Raw genomic sequence first — 15,815 nt, 5'->3', positions numbered from 1 at the left:
TCCCAAGGTTGAGTTATACAGACTCAATTCATCAGAGCCCGCCAGTGTTCCCTTCCTTGCCGATGTTCGCTCAGAGCGATCGTAATCATGTAAGCAAGACGTGAGGCGCACGGTCCGCCATGGGGCGGACGCGCAGGTCAGGCGCGCGTCACCGCCGCCCGCCGAACGCCCAGTCGTGGACCTCGATGTCGGCGTACCGGTCCGCGGTCAGGACGGCGCGGGCCTCATCCGGGCCGGGCGCCCGGACCAGCAGCGCCGTGCCCAGCCAGGTGGCGCCGTCGTCGGACAGCAGCGGCCCGTACGCGATCAGCCCGTCCAGCCCGTCCAGCCCGTCCAGCCCGGACGGCGGGTCGAGGTCGGCGGGCTGCCCGGAGCCGAGCCCCAGCACGAGATACCGGTTGCCGCCCTCCCGGCCGCCGGGGAACTCCCCCATGGTGCGCCCCAGCACGTTGCGCCATCGCCGCACCATCACGTCCCGGTAGACACCGGCCTGGTAGTTGGGCTCGTCGAAGGCGAACGCGCGCGCGGCGGCGACATCCGGCAGGTCGACGATGTGCACGCTGCCGGTGGCGGTGTCGTCGGCGCGGTCGAAGGTCGGGCCACGGGCGATCAGCTCCGCCGCGAACCGGTCCATGTAGGACCAGTGCGCTTCCCGCAGCTCGTGGCGCAGCGCACCGGAGTCGGGACGGTCACGGTGATAGCAGAAGAACTCCATGAGGACGGTACCTACCATGGACCACGGCGACGGCTCCATCCGATTACCGCGCCCCGTCGGGGTGGCGGTTCGAGCGAGCCGCACCGGGCCGGGCGGCCGTTCACGTCGGCCGGGACCTCACGACGGAGGTGAGGCGGGCGCGCAACCGCCGGTCGAGACTCCGCCGGCCTCCCCCACCCCGTCCGCGTCACCATCGGCCGCGGGGTCGCCGGTCCGGTCCCGCGCGGGAGTTCGGCCGACATTCCGGTGACCGAGCAGATACGCTGAGTAGCTGTTCGCCGCCGTGGAGGCGCCGGCCTCGGAAGGGGTGACGAACATGGGGAATTGGTGTTGAGTCATGTCGAGTCGCCTTTGTTGTGCGTGACGGGGCGCCGACGGGACGAGGGGGACGGCTCCTGCTGCAACAGGAAGCCGCCGTCCCCCTCGCCCCACCCGCGCCGGGGCGGGCCTGACAAGATGATCAATGATCCGATTTCACGGCATTCATCGAACGCGAATATGATGTGCGTTCACGTTCGACTCGAAGGGCATGGGATGCCCTCTCGATCGAAGCGTACATAACATCAACACCGCCTCGTGCGCGTACTCGTGAATCAAGCTCGGATCAATTTTCCTTCAGGATCGTACTGGTCCTACCCCTCTCCCACCCGGCGACGCGCGCACCGAATTGCGAAAAGCGGCGATTATCCACTTTTAAAGAAAAGGCGGTTTGCGCGATGTCGACACCACTTCTCTACGGACATTTCCGGTTTCGGGGGCCCGTGACCGGGCAGGCACCCGGGAGTCGCACGTTTCACGACACGGTGTCGTCATCCTCTTGACGGGACGGCCGCAGGTTTGTGACACTGTGTCGTGAAAGCCTGGTACACGGTGGGGTGAAGTGTGACGTCGTTCTCCGAAGCACTGAGGAACGCCACGTGGGGAGACCACGAGGCGGCCGAGGACGAGAGCTACCTCAAGGAGCTCATGGGCGGGCGGCTGAGCGCCGCCGAGTACGGCGAGATGGTGGCGCAGCACCACTTCGCGTACGCGGCCCTCGACGGCGTGTCCCGCGAGCTGGCGGGCCACCCGGTGGCGGGCAGGTTCGTGTTCCCCGAGCTGTACCGCGAACCGGCGCTGGAACGCGACCTCGCCACCGTGTACGGCGACGGATGGCGCGACCGGATCGCCCCGTCCAAGGCGACCCGCACCCTCGTGGCCCGGATCGAGCAGATGGCCGGCTGGCCCGGCGGCTACGTCGCCCACCACTACACCCGCTACATGGGCGACCTGTCCGGCGGACAGTTCATCCGGATGGAGCTCCAGCGCATCTACGGGTACGCGAAGGGCGGCGGGGTCGACTTCTACGTGTTCGACCAGGTGGGCAGCCTGCCGAGGTTCAAGCAGGAGTACCGGTCACGGCTGGACGCCCTCGGGGAGACCCTCGACGAGCGGGAACGGGAGCGCGTCATCCGCGAGGTGAAGCTGGCCTACCAGCTCAACACCGAGGTCCTGGCCGAGCTCCTCGACGCCGTCCGCGCCGTCGCCTGACGGCCCCACGTCTGCGGCCGTACGGGCACCCCTTCGCGGGGCGCGCACGCGGCCTACGATGGCCCTATGCCCCGGATCTCCGCCGCCACCATCGGTGAGCACCGCGCCCGCACGCGCGAGCGCATCCTCCAGGCGGTCTCGCGACTGTCGCGCGAGCAGGGCATCGACGCGCTCTCGATGACCGACGTGGCGCACGAGGCGGGCATCACCCGCACCGCCCTCTACAACTACTATCCCGACAAGGCCGCGCTGCTGCTCGCCTTCACCGAGCAGGTCACCAGCTACTTCATCGAGAGCTACGAGCGCGAGCTGGCCGACGGCGCCGCCCCGGCGGAACGGCTGCGCGCGTACGTGCGGCTCCAGCTCGCCGGCCTCGTCGCGCACCCGCATCCCGGCCCGGCCGACCTCGGCGCCGCCCTCGGCCCCGACGCCTACCAGCGGCTGGCCGAGCACGTGGCGCCGATGCAGCGGATCCTCACGGAGATCCTGGAGAGCGGCGCCGCGTCGGGCGAGTTCGAGGTGCCGGACGTGGCGGCGACGGCGCGCATGGTGCTCGCGGTGATCGGCGCGGAGCGGGTGCCCCTGGTCAGCGGGGCGGTCACCGTGGACCGGGCGGGCGAGCTGGTGTCCGACTTCGTCCTGCGCGCTCTGGGCACCCGCCCGCCGCGCTGATCGCGCGACGTGGTCATCGGCTCTCCAGGTGGGGGGAGATCAGGCTCTACCCGAGGGCGATGACAGGATGGGCGCATGGAAAACGGCCATATCCGGCTCGCGTCCGCCCAGGGTCGGTGGATCCTCGCGGCCACCGTCCTCGGCTCCGGCCTGACGATGCTCGACAGCACGATCGTCAACGTCGCCCTGCCCTTCCTCGGCAAGGAGCTGGACGCGGGCATGTCGGGCCTGCAGTGGACGGTCAACGCCTACACGCTGACGCTGGCGGGCCTCATCCTGCTGGGCGGCTCGCTGGGCGACCGGTACGGCCGGCGCAAGGTGTTCCTCATCGGGACGGTGTGGTTCGCGGTCGCGTCCGCGATGTGCGGGCTGGCGCCCGACGTCGGTTTCCTGGTGGCGGCGCGGGCGTTGCAGGGCGTGGGCGGGGCGCTGCTCACGCCCGGGTCGCTGGCGATCATCCAGGCGTCGTTCGAGAGGTCCGACCGGCCGCGCGCCGTGGGCGCCTGGTCGGGGCTGGGCGGGGTGGCCGCCGCCGTGGGCCCGCTGCTCGGCGGCTGGCTGGTGGAGTGGGCGGGCTGGCGGTGGGCGTTCCTGCTCAACCTGCCGTTCGCGGCGCTGGTGGTGCTGGTCGCCGTCCGGCACGTGCCCGAGAGCCGGGACGAGCAGGCCGCCGGCCGCTTCGACGTGCTGGGCGCGGCGCTCGCGGCGCTGGCGCTGGCCGGGATCACGTACGGGCTGATCGACCTGAGCGCGCCCGTGCCGCTGGTCGTGGGCGTGGCGCTGGGCGTGGCGTTCGTGCTGGTCGAGCGGCGGCGCTCGCCGGAGGCGCTGGTGCCCGTGGTGATCTTCCGCGACCGGGTGTTCACGGCGGTGAACGTGGTGACACTGATCATGTACGCGGCGATGGGCGTGGTGTTCTTCCTGCTGGTGGTGCAGCTTCAGGTGGTGTCCGGGTTCAAGCCGGTCGCGGCGGGCCTGGCGCTGCTGCCGACGACCGTCCTGATGCTCGTGCTGTCGCCCGCCGCCGGGGAGGTGGCCAAGAGGTACGGGCCGCGCCTGCCGATGACGCTGGGCATCGTCGTGGCGGGGCTGGGCTTCCTGTGGATGAGCACGATCTCCACCGGCGCGTCGTACCCGCTCCAGGTGCTGCCCTCGGTGGCGCTCTTCGGCCTCGGCCTGTCGGCGGCGGTGGCGCCGCTGACGGCGACCGTGCTGGCCAGCGCCGACGAGCGGTACGCGGGCACGGCCAGCGGCGTCAACAACGCGGTGGCCCGCACCGGCAGCCTGCTCGCGGTGGCCGCCGTGCCGCCCCTGGTGGGCCTGGTCGGCGACGCGTTCGAGCGGCCGGCGGTGTTCGACGCGGGTTTCCGGACCGCGATGGTGGTCAGCGCCGTCATGATGTTCGTCTCCGCGGCCATCACGTTCCTGACGATCAGGACGAACGTGCTCGCCGCGGAACGAGCCGACCGCTAGCTCCGGCCCGAGGGCGGGCGGCTAGAACGTGAACGCCTGGCTGCGGACGCTGTTGTCGAAGTTGGACAGCAGCAGCTCGGGCTCCCCCACCGCCCGCACGCCGGGCAGCCGCGTCAGCAGCTCGCGGAACATCGTGCGCATCTCCTGGCGGGCCAGGTTGGCCCCCAGGCAGAAGTGCGGCCCGGGGCCGCCGAATCCGACGTGCGGCTTGGTGTCGCGGGTGATGTCGAAGGTGTCGGGATCGGGGAAGACGCTCTCGTCGCGGTTGGCGGAGCCGTAGAAGAGCACGACCTTGTCGCCCTGCTTCAGCTCCAGGCCGCGCAGCGAGTGGTCCTGGGTGACGGTGCGGCGGAACTGCATGATCGGGGAGACGTACCGGACCATCTCCTCGATGGTGTTGTTGATGTGGCCGTCGAAGTCGCTCGTCAGCAGCTCGCGCTGGGCGGGGTTGTCGGTGAGCAGCTTGATGCCGTGGGCCATCGTGTTGCGGGCGGTCTCGTTGCCGGCGACCAGCAGCAGCGCGAAGAACGAGCCGAGCTCCTTGTCGGTGAGCTTCTCGCCGTCGGGGTTGGCGGTGACCAGCAGCGAGATGAGGTCGCCCTGGGGGGCGGCGGCGCGCTCGTGGCCGAGCTTGATCACCATGCGCTGGAGGGCGAGCAGGGCGAGCATGTTCTGGCCGGCGAGCTGGATGCTGCGGGCCAGGCTGGGCCGCACGCCGGTGTAGGCGGTGGAGACGTCGACGTGCTGGTGGACCTTCTCCCGCAGCTCCTGCGGGATGTCGAGCATGTCGCAGATGACGTGGATGGGCAGCCGGGCGGCGACCTGGTCGACGAAGTCGCGCGGGCCGTCCTTGACCACGTCGTCGACGATCCGGGCGCAGGCGGCCTCGATGTCGCTCTGCAGCCCGGCCAGCATGCGCGGGCTGAAGGAGCGGGTCACGATGCGGCGCAGGCGGGCGTGGCGGGGGTCGTCCATGTTGACCATGGACTCGCCGAACACCTGCTTGACCCAGCCCGGCGGCTCGGGGTTGGTGACGGCCGGCTCGCTGGAGAACACCTTGGCGTTGCGGCTGGCCTCCACCACGTCGGCGTGGCGGACCAGCGCGTAGAAGCCCTTGCCGGAGCGCAGCAGCGGCACCCGCTTCTCCTCGAAGAACACCGGGTGCTCCAGCTCGCGGAGCCGGGCGAACGCCTCGTGCCGTTCCTTGAGGGGTCTGCGCCAGAAGTCCAGGTCCGCGAGATCGATGTCCGCCACGTCGATAGCCACGCGTCTATCCTGGCACGTTCCCGGGGCGGTCCACTCATGGATCCCCGTCACCGCCGGGGTTCCCGCGCCTCAGCGGGGGCAGGCCGGCACGCTCCTGATCCGGGTCACGTCCGCGAGGCGTACGAGCTGGTGGGCGTCACCCACCTTGACGATGAGGCTGCCGCCGCTGGTGTCGAGGAGCGTCCCGCACAGCCGGCCGCCGGCCGACTCGACGACGACCAGCGGGCCCTCGGCGGCGGCGACCGGCGCCAGCCAGGAGGCGACCACCGCGACGGCCACCGCCGCCACGCCCCCCACGGTCAGCCGCCGGGCGCGGGTGACCGCCCGCTCGATCCGGGCCACCTCGCCGCGCGTCCAGTCGCGCAGGTCCTCGCCGGTGAGCAGCGTGCGGTCGGACGGCCGCCCGGACGCGGCGCCCACCGCGGTGAGCGTCGCGTGCGCCAGCATGGCCAGCGCCGCCGCCAGCAGCACCGGCACCAGCCACCGGTACGGCAGGGCCAGATCGCCCACGCTGTCGCGGCCCTTGACGACGAGGACGGCGGCGAGCAGCGTGGTGACGCCGGTCAGCCCGGTGCGCCAGCTCTCGGCCTGCTTGCGGGTGATCTCCAGTTGCTCGTACTGGAGGCGCTGCGCCTTCTGCGCCCACCGCCACGCGTCCAGCCGGCTCACGAGGGCAGCTCCACGGTCCAGAACGCGCCGCAGCCGTAGTCCCACGCCGTTTCCGGGCGGTTGGGGTGCAGGTGGCCGCACTCGCAGTAGACGGTTCGCCGGCCTGCGGGCCTGGTCGGCGCCGGGGCGCCACGGCCGAGGAGCGAGCCGAGGACGCCCTTGGAGCCGACGGCACCGTACGGCCACGGGGTGACGGTCCAGCCGTGGCAGGCGGGGCAGGTGCCGGAGACCTCCAGCCCCCCGTCGGCGCCGTTGTCGGTGACGGTGAACCCGGACGGCTGCGGGCCGTGGTCCCACACCCGGTAGTCGATGGACTTGTGGCTCTCGATGCCGGGGGCGGCCTCAGCCAAGGGTCTCCTCCTGGGGAACGGTGAGGGCGAACAGGGGGGCGTAGCGGCGCAGGCGGTCGCGGACCCGGTCAGGCGTCTCGCCGAGCTGGGCGGCGGCGTGGGCGAGGTGGTCCGCGGTGACGGCGCCGGTGACGGCGGGCGCGTGGCCGTCGAGGTGGACGGTGAGGGCGAGCAGGTCCTGCCAGTGGACGACGCCGTCGGGGACGGCGTCGTGGGGGTAGTCGAGGGTGACGCCGAGGGGGGTGAAGCGGCGGAAGCGCTCGTGGGTGTGGGCGAGGGTCCAGCCGTGCCGACCGGCCACGCGGACGAGGTGGAGGGCGTCCACGGTGCCGAGGTAGACCGTCTCGTAGGGGAGGTGGCGCGTGACCATCTCCACGTCCTCTTCCTCCAGGTGGAGGTCGTGGAGCGAATCCGCGACGGGCGTGGGCAGGGGCATCCCGAACGCGGCGAGGGGGCGGATCAGCTCCAGGTACGCGCCGGCGGACAGGCCGGAGTCGTGCGCGGCCGCGATGATGTCGCCGGCCCCCGCCTCCCAGGACGCTTCCGCGGTCTCCTCCGTCAGGAAGGTCAGGGCGTGGACGGGCACGGCCGCGGGCAGGCCGGCGCTCAGGGGCGGGACCTCGGCCCCCGGATAGGCGTCGAGAAGCCGCCGCCGGGCCTCCTCCACCGTGATCCGGCACCTGGCCGCGACGTAGACCAGGTCGGTCATGGTGAACGGGTCCTCCGGCCGGACGAACGGGAGCAGCGTGGACAGCCGCTTGTGGCGGCGCGTGTCGGGGCTGCCCACGGCCTCGATCAGGCAGACGAGCTGGCGAGCCGCGGCGTTCGGCGGCAGCAGCAGCACCTTCCTCCCGCCGTCGAGGCGCGTCATCAGGAAGCCCTCGATGTCGCCGGCGCACTGGGCGTCCGGGACGAGGTCGGGCAGCCCCGCGATGTCGGCCCGCCGCAGCAGGCCCTGGCGTTCGAGCCGGGCCATCCGCGCGTGCACCTCCCGCACGGACAGGCCCGTGCGGGCCCCGACGAGGATCATGTGCAGCGCGGTGACGGGCATCCCCACCGCGCTGATCTCCCGCAGCGCCTCGATCTCGAACGGGTCGAGGTCGTCCGGATAGCGTTCCCGGCCGGCGACACGCACGCCCAGCGGCGAGAGCCGGTCGTAGACGCCGAGCACCTCCTTCGAGGAGGCCGTCTGCGCGACGCAGGCGGCGGCCACGTGATGAGGCGGGATCTCACCACTGATCCACAACGGCTGGCCGTCGAGGTCCTGGGACAGCAGCTTGGCCTCGGCACCGGTGCACACGTGGCCGGCCAGCGCTCCCAGTTCCAGCCGCGGCGCGTGCCACCCCGGCGGCGCGAGATGTTCCACCCGTTCGAGCACGGCGCCCAGCGGGAGATCGAGCCGCATCGACGCCCAGGCCAGGCGCGCGGCGATGTCGCCGCGCGGGCCGGCGCCTTCGCGGGTGCACGTGGTGAGGGCCGTCAGGAGGGCGCTGTCGTCGTCGGACCCGAGGCCGGTGACGGGGGGCACCTGCCTGGCGGCGGACAGGTCGAGACCTGTGATCGCGAAGCGCCGTACCGCCGCCAGCCGCTGCGCCACGCTCTCCACGGGGTCCGCCAGGACGCCGAGCATGTCGTCGAGGATCAGCGGCCTGTCACGGTAGAGCCCGATGCGCCCGAGCGGCCAGGCGTCGGCCGGTCCGGCGACCGGGTACCCCTCGGCGCTCCCCTGCTTCGCCCCCGCTGAGCGACGCCCCAGGAAGGAGCCGTCGAACTCGGCCCACAGCCGGCTCCGCCAGGCGCGGACCCAGTATCCGAGGGCGACGTGTCCCTCGTGCGGGTTGAAGATCTCGGCGTCCTCGGGCAGGCATCCCACCCGCGCGACCGGCACCGTGGTGTCCTGTGCCCACGCCAGCCCGATCGGCAGCGACAGGTCCCGGTCCCTGAGGTGTTCGAAGACCCGCTGCGCCGTCCGCGGCGTCTCCTCCGTCATCTGCCACAGCCACGCCATCGTCAGGCCCGGCCACCGCTCCAGCTCCGGCAGGTGCCGCTCGATCTCCGCGTCCACCCACCCCTTGTCCCACGCGCGCACCCGCTTGCGGTCCACGGTGAAGCGGGGCCGGTGGACGCCGCGCAGGTTGACGACCAGGCCGGACATCTCCTCGTTCGTGCGCAGCCCGTCGGCCAGCAGGCCGCCGGAGCCCGGCACCCACCACAGGTCGTCGCCGCACTTGAGCGCCCCGTCGCCCTGGCGCAGCTCGCCCGCGGGCCACGTCTCCTCGCCCAGTCCGTCCTCGGCGACCCCGAGCTCGTACTCGGCCACCCACAGCAGCCGCCGCAGGGTGCGCAGCGCGGAGACCTCCTCGTCGCCGGTCAGGTAGAGGCGCACCAGCGTGCCGCCCTCCGGCATGCCGGTCTCGGACGGCGTGACCTGCAGCAGGCTGCCGCTGCTGGCGATGTGGACCTGGTGGGCGCGCGGGGCGGGCACGCCGTTGCGGCCGACGGGGCGGGTGACGACCGTGATCTCGTCGGCGATCATGAAGTAGCTGAACACCCCGACGCCGAACTGGCTGTTGGACACCATGCGCAGCGGCGGGTTCAGCTCCTCCCAGGCGGCCTGCTCGGCGCGGTACTCCTGCCGGTAGACGAACCTCTCCCCCGCGTTGGCGAAGACGTGCAGCAGGGTGTCGGCGTCCATGCCGACGCCGTTGTCGCGGCACTCGATGTAGGCGCGGCCGTCCTCGACGCCCTGGCGGACGGTGATCCTGCCGGTCCAGCCGCCGCACGGCTCGCCCGTGCGGCGCAGGTAGGCGAGCCGCGTGTCGCGGTAGCGGCAGGCGTCCAGGGCGTTCTGGTACAGCTCGCGGACGGCCAGCGCGGGGTCGTCGTAGAGCTGGCGGCCCATGAGCAGCTCGCGGACCTTCTCCTCGGCAAGCCGGAACGTCATCACCGGCGTCGCGTACACCGGGGCCTGGTCGCGCTGCTCGGGCCGCAGCCCCGCCGTGGTGGCCCGCTTGGGCAGGGTCTTGAGGAGGTCGTCGGGCAGCGGCCGGTCGGCGCGGGCGGCGGCCAGGGCCGCGTCGGCGCGGCCGGCGATCTCTTCGAGGGCCAGGTGCAGCGCGGGGTGGTCGCAGACGAGGTGCAGGTCGAGGGTGTCCTCGGTGCGCCGCCAGCCGAGGCGGGCGACGGCCGAGGCCACCGTCTCCAGGGGCAGCTCCAGCCGGGTGCCGACGTGGTCGGCGATCACGGACGGCATGCGCCGGACGTCGGCCGCGAGCAGGCCCGCCAGGCGCAGCGCCCACGCGAGGGCGCGCCAGCGGCCGTCCAGGTACGGGCGGTCGCCGGGGACGGGCTCGGCCGGGCCCGCGCCGACCGCCCGCACGAGGGTCTCGACCAGGCCGTGCCGCTCCTGCTCCGGCATGGGGACGCCGCCGAGCAGGCGGACGCCCTCGGCGCAGGCGGCCCTGGCCGCCGGGCCGCGCCACAGGGCGGAGCCGCCGGCCAGCCACTGGTGGACCAGCCACATCGCCAGCGCGTCGCGGGCCTGGCCCATGCCCCGGCCGGCGAGCCCTTCGGCGCGCTGGAGCAGGTGCTGGTGCATCTCGTGGGTGAGCTCCAGGTCGCCGCGCGCGCCCGGCGTGTACGTACGCGTGAAGGTGGCGGGCGCGATGCCGGCGGCCTGCCACACGCCTTCGGCGATCACCCGCTCGCGCAGGAACGGGGCGGCGACGAGCAGCGCCGCCTCCGGCAGGGTGAGCTCGGCGGCGTCGGCGAGCAGGTCGGGGAGGCGGGCGAGGACCCGGACGGGGTGGTTGCGGTCGGTCCACGGGTCGTCGATGCCGGTGCGCTTCTTGAGCTGGTCGGCGGCCTGGTTGTGGCGGACGGCGCACCGGGCGACGATCTCGCGGACCGTCTCGCGGGCGGCGGCGACGTCGTCCGGGGCGGCGGCGCACCGGCCCCACAGCGGCGTGGCGTCCACGGCGCGGCGCCAGGCCACGGTCAGCTCGTCGCCCTCGCACACCTCCACGGCGGCGCCCGGCAGCCCGGTGCCCGGGTGGTGGGCCTGCGGCTCCTGCCGGTGCTCGGCGGAGTCGCCCGCCCGCCGGGCCATCTGCCGGGTGACGTCGTCGAGGACCTGGCGCAGGGTGCGGGCGGGGTTGCGGCGGTCGAGCGTCTGGGCGAGGGCCTGGGTGAAGTAGCTGCCGGTGTCGCCGTAGTGGCAGCGCTGACCGGCCCGGCATCCCGTGACGAGGACGAAGTCGCCGTCCGGCAGGTACGGCAGCATGCCGCCGCGCACGGCGGGGTCGTGGTCGCGGGCCGGGTCGTCGCGGCAGGCGTCGACGAAGAACACGACGAGCCGGGCCCGGCAGCGCTCCAGGTCGGCGGGCACCACCGGCACCAGCTCGGACACGGCGGGCGCGGCGGCCCCCCGCTCCCGCTCGGCGTCGCTGGGGACGAGGTAGTCGGCGCCGTCCACGGAGATCCCGTGGCCGGAGAAGTAGAGCAGCAGGACGCCGCCCTCGGGGACGGCCTCGCAGGCGCGCCGGATCCGCTTCCTGACGCGGTTGGCCGTGGGCTCCTCGCCCTGCTCCACGCCGAACGTCTCCACCTCGGCGTAGCCGGACTGCTCCAGCGCCTGCCGCATGGTCCGCAGGTCGGCCCGGACCACGTGACCGATGTCGGTGAGGCCGGGATCGTCGCATCGGGGCACCCCGATGAGCAGGGCGTGGCGGGCGGGCATGCGTCTCCTCCCCGTCGGCTGCCGTGGGCTCCGCCTCGGAAGCCTGTCACGTGGCGTGGGCGGGCGACGGCGGAACGCTCAGGTGATCATCCCATTCGCGCGGGCGATGTGCATCCGGACCTCTTGGGGCGTTCCCATCCCGTTCAGGCGTGGTTCCTCCTGGGCGGTCATCACTGGAGGCATGAAAGCGCTGCTCGCCGCCGCCTGCCTGATCCTCCCCCTGTCCTCTGGAGCGGCTCACGCCGCGGTCGCCCGGTCGTGCGCCGGCGGGCCGTCCGACTTCGACGGCGACGGCCGTCCCGATCTGGCCGTGGCGGCGCCGTACGACGACCGCCGCGCCGGCTCGGTGACCGTCCTGTACGGGGACGGGCGCAAGGGGAAGCTCACGCAGGACGACGCCGAGCCGGGCGACTCGTTCGGCTCGGCCCTGGCCGCCGGCGACTTCGACGGCGACCGGTGCGCCGACCTGGCCGTGGGGGTGTCGGAGGAGTTCGCGGGCAAGCGGGTGCCGGGCGGCGACGGCAACGGCGTGGTCCAGGTGTTCCACGGCTCGCCGGAGGGGCTGCGCGCGGGCGAGCGGCTCGCGCCGCGCGGGCCGTCCAGCGACCGGTTCGGGGCGGCGCTGGCGGCCGGCGACCTGGACGGCGACGGCCGTGACGAGCTGGCCGTGGGGGCGCCCACGCGGGGGCGGGGCGGGTCGGTGGTCGTCTACTGGATGAAGGGGCGCGGCCCGTACGAGATCGGCCAGCGGACCCGGTGGGTGCGGCAGGCCGCGAACGTCACCGACCAGTGGGGCGCGGCGCTGGCGACGGGCGACTTCGACGGCGACGGCCGCGACGAGCTGGCCGTGGGCGCCCCGGCCGACAGCGTCACCCAGGACGGCCAGGGCTCCGTGACCGTGCTCGACGTCGCGCGCGGCCGGGCCCTGGCGCTGACCCAGAGCAGCGCGGGCGTCAAGGGGGCGGCGGAGAAGTGGGACGCGTTCGGCGCGGCGCTGGCGACGGGCGACTTCGACGACGACGGCCGCGACGACCTGGCCGTCGGGGTGCCCGGCGAGGGCCTGGACGCCAACCAGCGGGCGATGGACTACGGCGACGGGGCCGTGCACGTCATCTACGGGGGCCGCTTCGGGCTGCGGGGCGCCCGCAGCGAGATGTGGACGCAGCGGCTGCTGAAGGGCGAGCCGCGCTACTACGACCGGTTCGGCGCGGCGCTGGCGGCCGGCGACTTCAACGGCGACGGGGACGACGAGCTGGCCGTCGGGGTGCCCGGCGAGAACGCGGTGCAGGTGCTGGCCTCGGACCGGTCCGGCGGCCTGACCCGGCACGGGGACGTGCTGGTCAAGGGGCGCGGCGCGGTCCCGGCGGTGCTGCCGGCGGTCCGGCGCGCTCCCGCCCTGTCCGCGCCCCCGGCCAAGGGCACGACGGGGACTGTGCGGGCGGACGCCCGTCCGGTGGAGGGCCGGGTGGACGGGCTGGTGGTGGCCGAGCCGGAGAAGGGCGCGGTCTGGCTCGTGCCGGGCGCCCGCAGGCCGGGGCCGTACCCCGGGGTGCGGCCGGGCCGGGCGCGCGAGCTGGGCGAGGGCCCCGGCCTGTACGGCTACGCCCTGGGATGAGCTACTCGTCTGGGTACGCGCCCGGCGGGGCGGCGGGCAGGGCGACGCGGAACACGGCGCCCTTCCCCGGCTCCGACGCCGCGGTGATCGTGCCTCCGTGCGCCTCCACCAGCGTGGCCGCGATCGACAGGCCGAGCCCCGACCCGCCGGTGCCGCGCGCCGGGTCGGCCCGGTAGAACCGCTCGAACACCAGCTCCGCCACCCGCGGCGGGAAGCCCGGCCCCTCGTCGGCCACCTCCAGCTCCGCCCGGTCGCCGAACAGCCCGACCCCGACGCGGAACGGCGTGCCGGGCGGCGTGTGGGCGAGCGCGTTGCCGACGAGGTTGCCCAGCACCTGGGACAGGCGCGGCTCGTCGCCGACCACCGGCACGGGCCCCTCTCCCCCGTCGAGCCGGACCAGCTCGATGACCCGGTCGGGCGCGAGCGTCTGCGCGTCGATGACGGCCGTCGCGGCCAGGCTCAGCAGGTCGACGGGCCGCCGGTCGAGGGCGCGGCGCTGGTCGAGCCGGGCGAGCAGCAGCATGTCCTCCACGAGCAGCCCCATGCGGGCGGCCTGGCCCTCGATCCGGCCGAGCAGCCGCACCGCCTCGTCCAGGCTCTGCTCCTCGCTCAGCCGGTACAGCTCGGCGAAGCCCCGGATGGAGGTGAGCGGGGTGCGCAGCTCGTGGGAGGCGTCGGCCATGAACCTGCGCATCAGCTCCTCGGAGCGCCGGGCGGCCGTGGCCGAGCGGCGGGCCTCCTCGGCCGCCGCCTCGCGTTCCCGCACCGCGACCTCGATCCGGCCGAGCATGCCGTTCAGCGCCCGGCCGAGCCTGCCGACCTCGGTGGTGGCGGCCCACAGCGGCACGCGGCGCGACAGGTCGCCGCCGGCGATGGCGCGGGCGGTGCGGGCGATCTCGCCGAGGGGGCGCAGGCTGCGCCGGACGACCCAGTGGCAGGCGACGCCGAGGACGGCCAGCGTGCCGCCGCCGCCCACGGCGACGATGAGCATGAGCTGGGTGACGGTGGCGTCCACGTCGCCGAGGTTGATCGCGATGACGCGGCTGGCGCCGTCGCGTGCGGGCACGGCGATCACCCGCCACAGCGGCCCGTCGGCGGGCACCGACTCGACGGTGAACGGACGGCCGGCGAGGCGGGCGACGTCGGCGCTGGTCAGGCGGGGCAGGTCGGGGGTGTAGGCGTCGGTGGACTCGGAGTAGCGCCGCACGACCGTGCCGCCCGCGTCGACGAGCACGCCGTGGAACAGGCCGTAGAAGCGCTCCGGCGCCCGGGTGCCCGGCGTGGGGTCGGGCGGCGGGGGCACGCGCGGCGGGCGGCTGGCGGAGTGCAGCTGCTGGTCGACCCGTTCGACGAGGTAGCCGCGCAGCAGCCGCACGGCGAACAGCCCGGTCAGCGCGATGGCCAGCGTCACCATCAGCAGCGTCGCCGAGACCAGCCGCAGCCACAGCGGGGTGCGGGCGAGCCGTCGCCGCACCTGCCGGACGGCCTCACGCCCGCGCCTCATGCCTCACGCTCCCCTGGTCAGTCCTTGGGCGGGCGAAGGATATAGCCCACGCCGCGCAGGGTGTGCAGGTGGCGGCGCTCGCCGGTGTCCAGCTTGCGGCGCAGGTAGGAGACGTACGACTCGACGAGGCCGACGTCGGTGCGCCAGTCGCCGTTCCAGACGTGGTCGAGGATCTGCGTCTTCGACAGCACGCGGCCGGTGTTGAGCATGAAGTAGCGCAGCAGCCGGAACTCGGTGGGCGACAGCCGCACGGGCAGGCCGTTGCGCCACACCTCGTGCGTCTCCACGTCGAGCTCCAGGTCGCCGGCGCGCAGCCGGTTGGGCAGCGGCGCGCCGCGCCGGGTGCGGCGCAGCACGGCCCGGATGCGGGCGATGACCTCCTCCAGGCTGAACGGCTTCGTGACGTAGTCCTCGCCGAGCCCCAGCCCGGCCAGCCGGTCCTCGGGGGTGTCCTTGGCGGTGACGAACAGCACCGGGACGCGCCGGCCGCGCGAGCGCAGCCGCGTGGCCACGGTCAGGCCGTCGAGGTCGGGCAGCATCACGTCCAGCATGACGAGGTCGGGGGCGCACTCCTCGGCCACCCGCAGGGCGCTCCTGCCGTCGGCGGCGGTGAACACCTCGAAGCCGGCCATGCGCAGACTCGCCGAGAACAGCTCCCTGATGTTGGGCTCGTCGTCGACGACCAGGAGCCTTGCCTCGGGCACCCTCATCGGGCGCCGCCTCCCTGGCTGATCGACACGGCGGCGACGGAGCCGTCGGCGGCCTGCTGGCCGCGCACCACGACGGTCGAGCCGGTGGCCAGGTCGGACACCTTGCCGGGCCGGGCGATCTGCACCGTGGTCGAGCCGGTGGTCGTGACGGTGACGGTGGAGCCGTCCATGGCCTTCAGGTATACCTTGCCGTCCTCGACCTTCTCGACGGTGCCCACCGTGCCGCCGCCCGTGCGCTGGCCGGGCTGGCCGCCCGGCTGCCCGCCGTAGCCGGGGGGCATGCCGTTCCCGGGCATGCCGCCCATGCGCTGGCCGTACCCCTGGAACCCGCCGCCCGCCTGCCGGCCGCCCGTGGCGGCGGCCGGCGCGGCGTCGCCGCCCAGCGTCCTGTGCGCCTGGATGCCGATGAGCACGCCGGCCACCAGCACCACGCCCGCGCCGAGCGCGAGCGTCAGCCTGGACGGCCCCTTGCGGGGCCGGACGGCCAGCTCCTCGCGCAGGTCGTCGCGGAACGGCGAGGAGTCGAGCGAGGAGTCGAGCGGGTTGTCACGCTCGGCCATGTCAGTCTCCTAG

12 protein-coding genes are annotated in these 15,815 nt (G+C 73.9%); 4 read left to right on the top strand and 8 right to left on the bottom strand.

What is annotated here, in order from left to right; all coding sequences use genetic code 11:
* Positions 1-148: 148 nt before the first annotated feature.
* Entirely contained in the window at positions 149-733 is a 585-nt protein-coding gene (locus HTZ77_RS21760) for a YciI family protein (protein ID WP_235994956.1), read from the bottom strand.
* Positions 734-1,597: 864 nt separating this feature from the next.
* Between HTZ77_RS21760 and HTZ77_RS21755 the strand changes: the two genes are divergently transcribed.
* From HTZ77_RS21755 to HTZ77_RS21745, 3 genes are all read left to right on the top strand, one after another.
* A complete protein-coding gene (locus tag HTZ77_RS21755; protein WP_175591489.1) occupies positions 1,598-2,245 on the top strand; it encodes a biliverdin-producing heme oxygenase in 648 nt (215 codons plus the stop codon).
* Between the two features lie 66 nt (positions 2,246-2,311).
* Complete coding sequence (locus HTZ77_RS21750; protein WP_175591488.1) at positions 2,312-2,917, top strand: TetR/AcrR family transcriptional regulator; 606 nt, start codon at positions 2,312-2,314, stop codon at positions 2,915-2,917.
* 75 nt (positions 2,918-2,992) lie between these two features.
* On the top strand, positions 2,993-4,390 hold the full coding sequence (locus tag HTZ77_RS21745) for an MFS transporter (RefSeq protein WP_175591487.1): 1,398 nt from the start codon (positions 2,993-2,995) through the stop codon (positions 4,388-4,390).
* A gap of 21 nt (positions 4,391-4,411) precedes the next feature.
* Here the strand turns inward: HTZ77_RS21745 and HTZ77_RS21740 are convergent, their stop codons facing one another.
* The 4 genes from HTZ77_RS21740 to HTZ77_RS21725 form a co-directional block, all read right to left on the bottom strand.
* Positions 4,412-5,656 (bottom strand): cytochrome P450, encoded by a 1,245-nt coding sequence (locus tag HTZ77_RS21740; RefSeq protein ID WP_328808690.1) that lies wholly within the window; start codon positions 5,654-5,656, stop codon positions 4,412-4,414.
* Between the two features lie 69 nt (positions 5,657-5,725).
* Complete coding sequence (locus HTZ77_RS21735; protein WP_175591486.1) at positions 5,726-6,325, bottom strand: hypothetical protein; 600 nt, start codon at positions 6,323-6,325, stop codon at positions 5,726-5,728.
* Entirely contained in the window at positions 6,322-6,675 is a 354-nt protein-coding gene (locus HTZ77_RS21730) for a hypothetical protein (protein ID WP_175591485.1), read from the bottom strand. The genes HTZ77_RS21735 and HTZ77_RS21730 overlap by 4 nt, the downstream gene beginning before the upstream one ends.
* Positions 6,668-11,413 carry an HD domain-containing protein gene (locus HTZ77_RS21725; protein ID WP_175591484.1) on the bottom strand — a complete coding sequence of 1,582 codons (4,746 nt, stop codon included), beginning with the start codon at positions 11,411-11,413 and terminating at the stop codon, positions 6,668-6,670. The genes HTZ77_RS21730 and HTZ77_RS21725 overlap by 8 nt, the downstream gene beginning before the upstream one ends.
* A 181-nt stretch (positions 11,414-11,594) precedes the next feature.
* Between HTZ77_RS21725 and HTZ77_RS21720 the strand changes: the two genes are divergently transcribed.
* Positions 11,595-13,028, top strand: a complete 1,434-nt coding sequence (locus HTZ77_RS21720) for an FG-GAP and VCBS repeat-containing protein (RefSeq protein WP_175591483.1) — start codon at positions 11,595-11,597, stop codon at positions 13,026-13,028.
* Between the two features lies 1 nt (position 13,029).
* Here HTZ77_RS21720 and HTZ77_RS21715 read toward each other — a convergent pair whose 3' ends face one another.
* The 3 genes from HTZ77_RS21715 to HTZ77_RS21705 are packed head-to-tail and all read right to left on the bottom strand — an operon-like array spanning position 13,030 to position 15,802.
* Positions 13,030-14,532: a sensor histidine kinase gene (locus HTZ77_RS21715; RefSeq protein WP_175591482.1), complete on the bottom strand. Its 1,503-nt coding sequence runs from the start codon at positions 14,530-14,532 to the stop codon at positions 13,030-13,032.
* Between the two features lie 17 nt (positions 14,533-14,549).
* Positions 14,550-15,242 (bottom strand): response regulator transcription factor, encoded by a 693-nt coding sequence (locus HTZ77_RS21710; protein WP_175591481.1) that lies wholly within the window; start codon positions 15,240-15,242, stop codon positions 14,550-14,552.
* Positions 15,239-15,802 (bottom strand): hypothetical protein, encoded by a 564-nt coding sequence (locus tag HTZ77_RS21705; RefSeq protein ID WP_175591480.1) that lies wholly within the window; start codon positions 15,800-15,802, stop codon positions 15,239-15,241. Before HTZ77_RS21705 ends, HTZ77_RS21710 begins: the two co-directional genes overlap by 4 nt.
* Positions 15,803-15,815 lie beyond the last annotated feature (13 nt).

It is taken from the genome of Nonomuraea montanisoli, from assembly GCF_013363975.1.
GTDB lineage: Bacteria > Actinomycetota > Actinomycetes > Streptosporangiales > Streptosporangiaceae > Nonomuraea > Nonomuraea montanisoli.
This window is presented reverse-complemented; position numbering and strand designations above follow the sequence as displayed.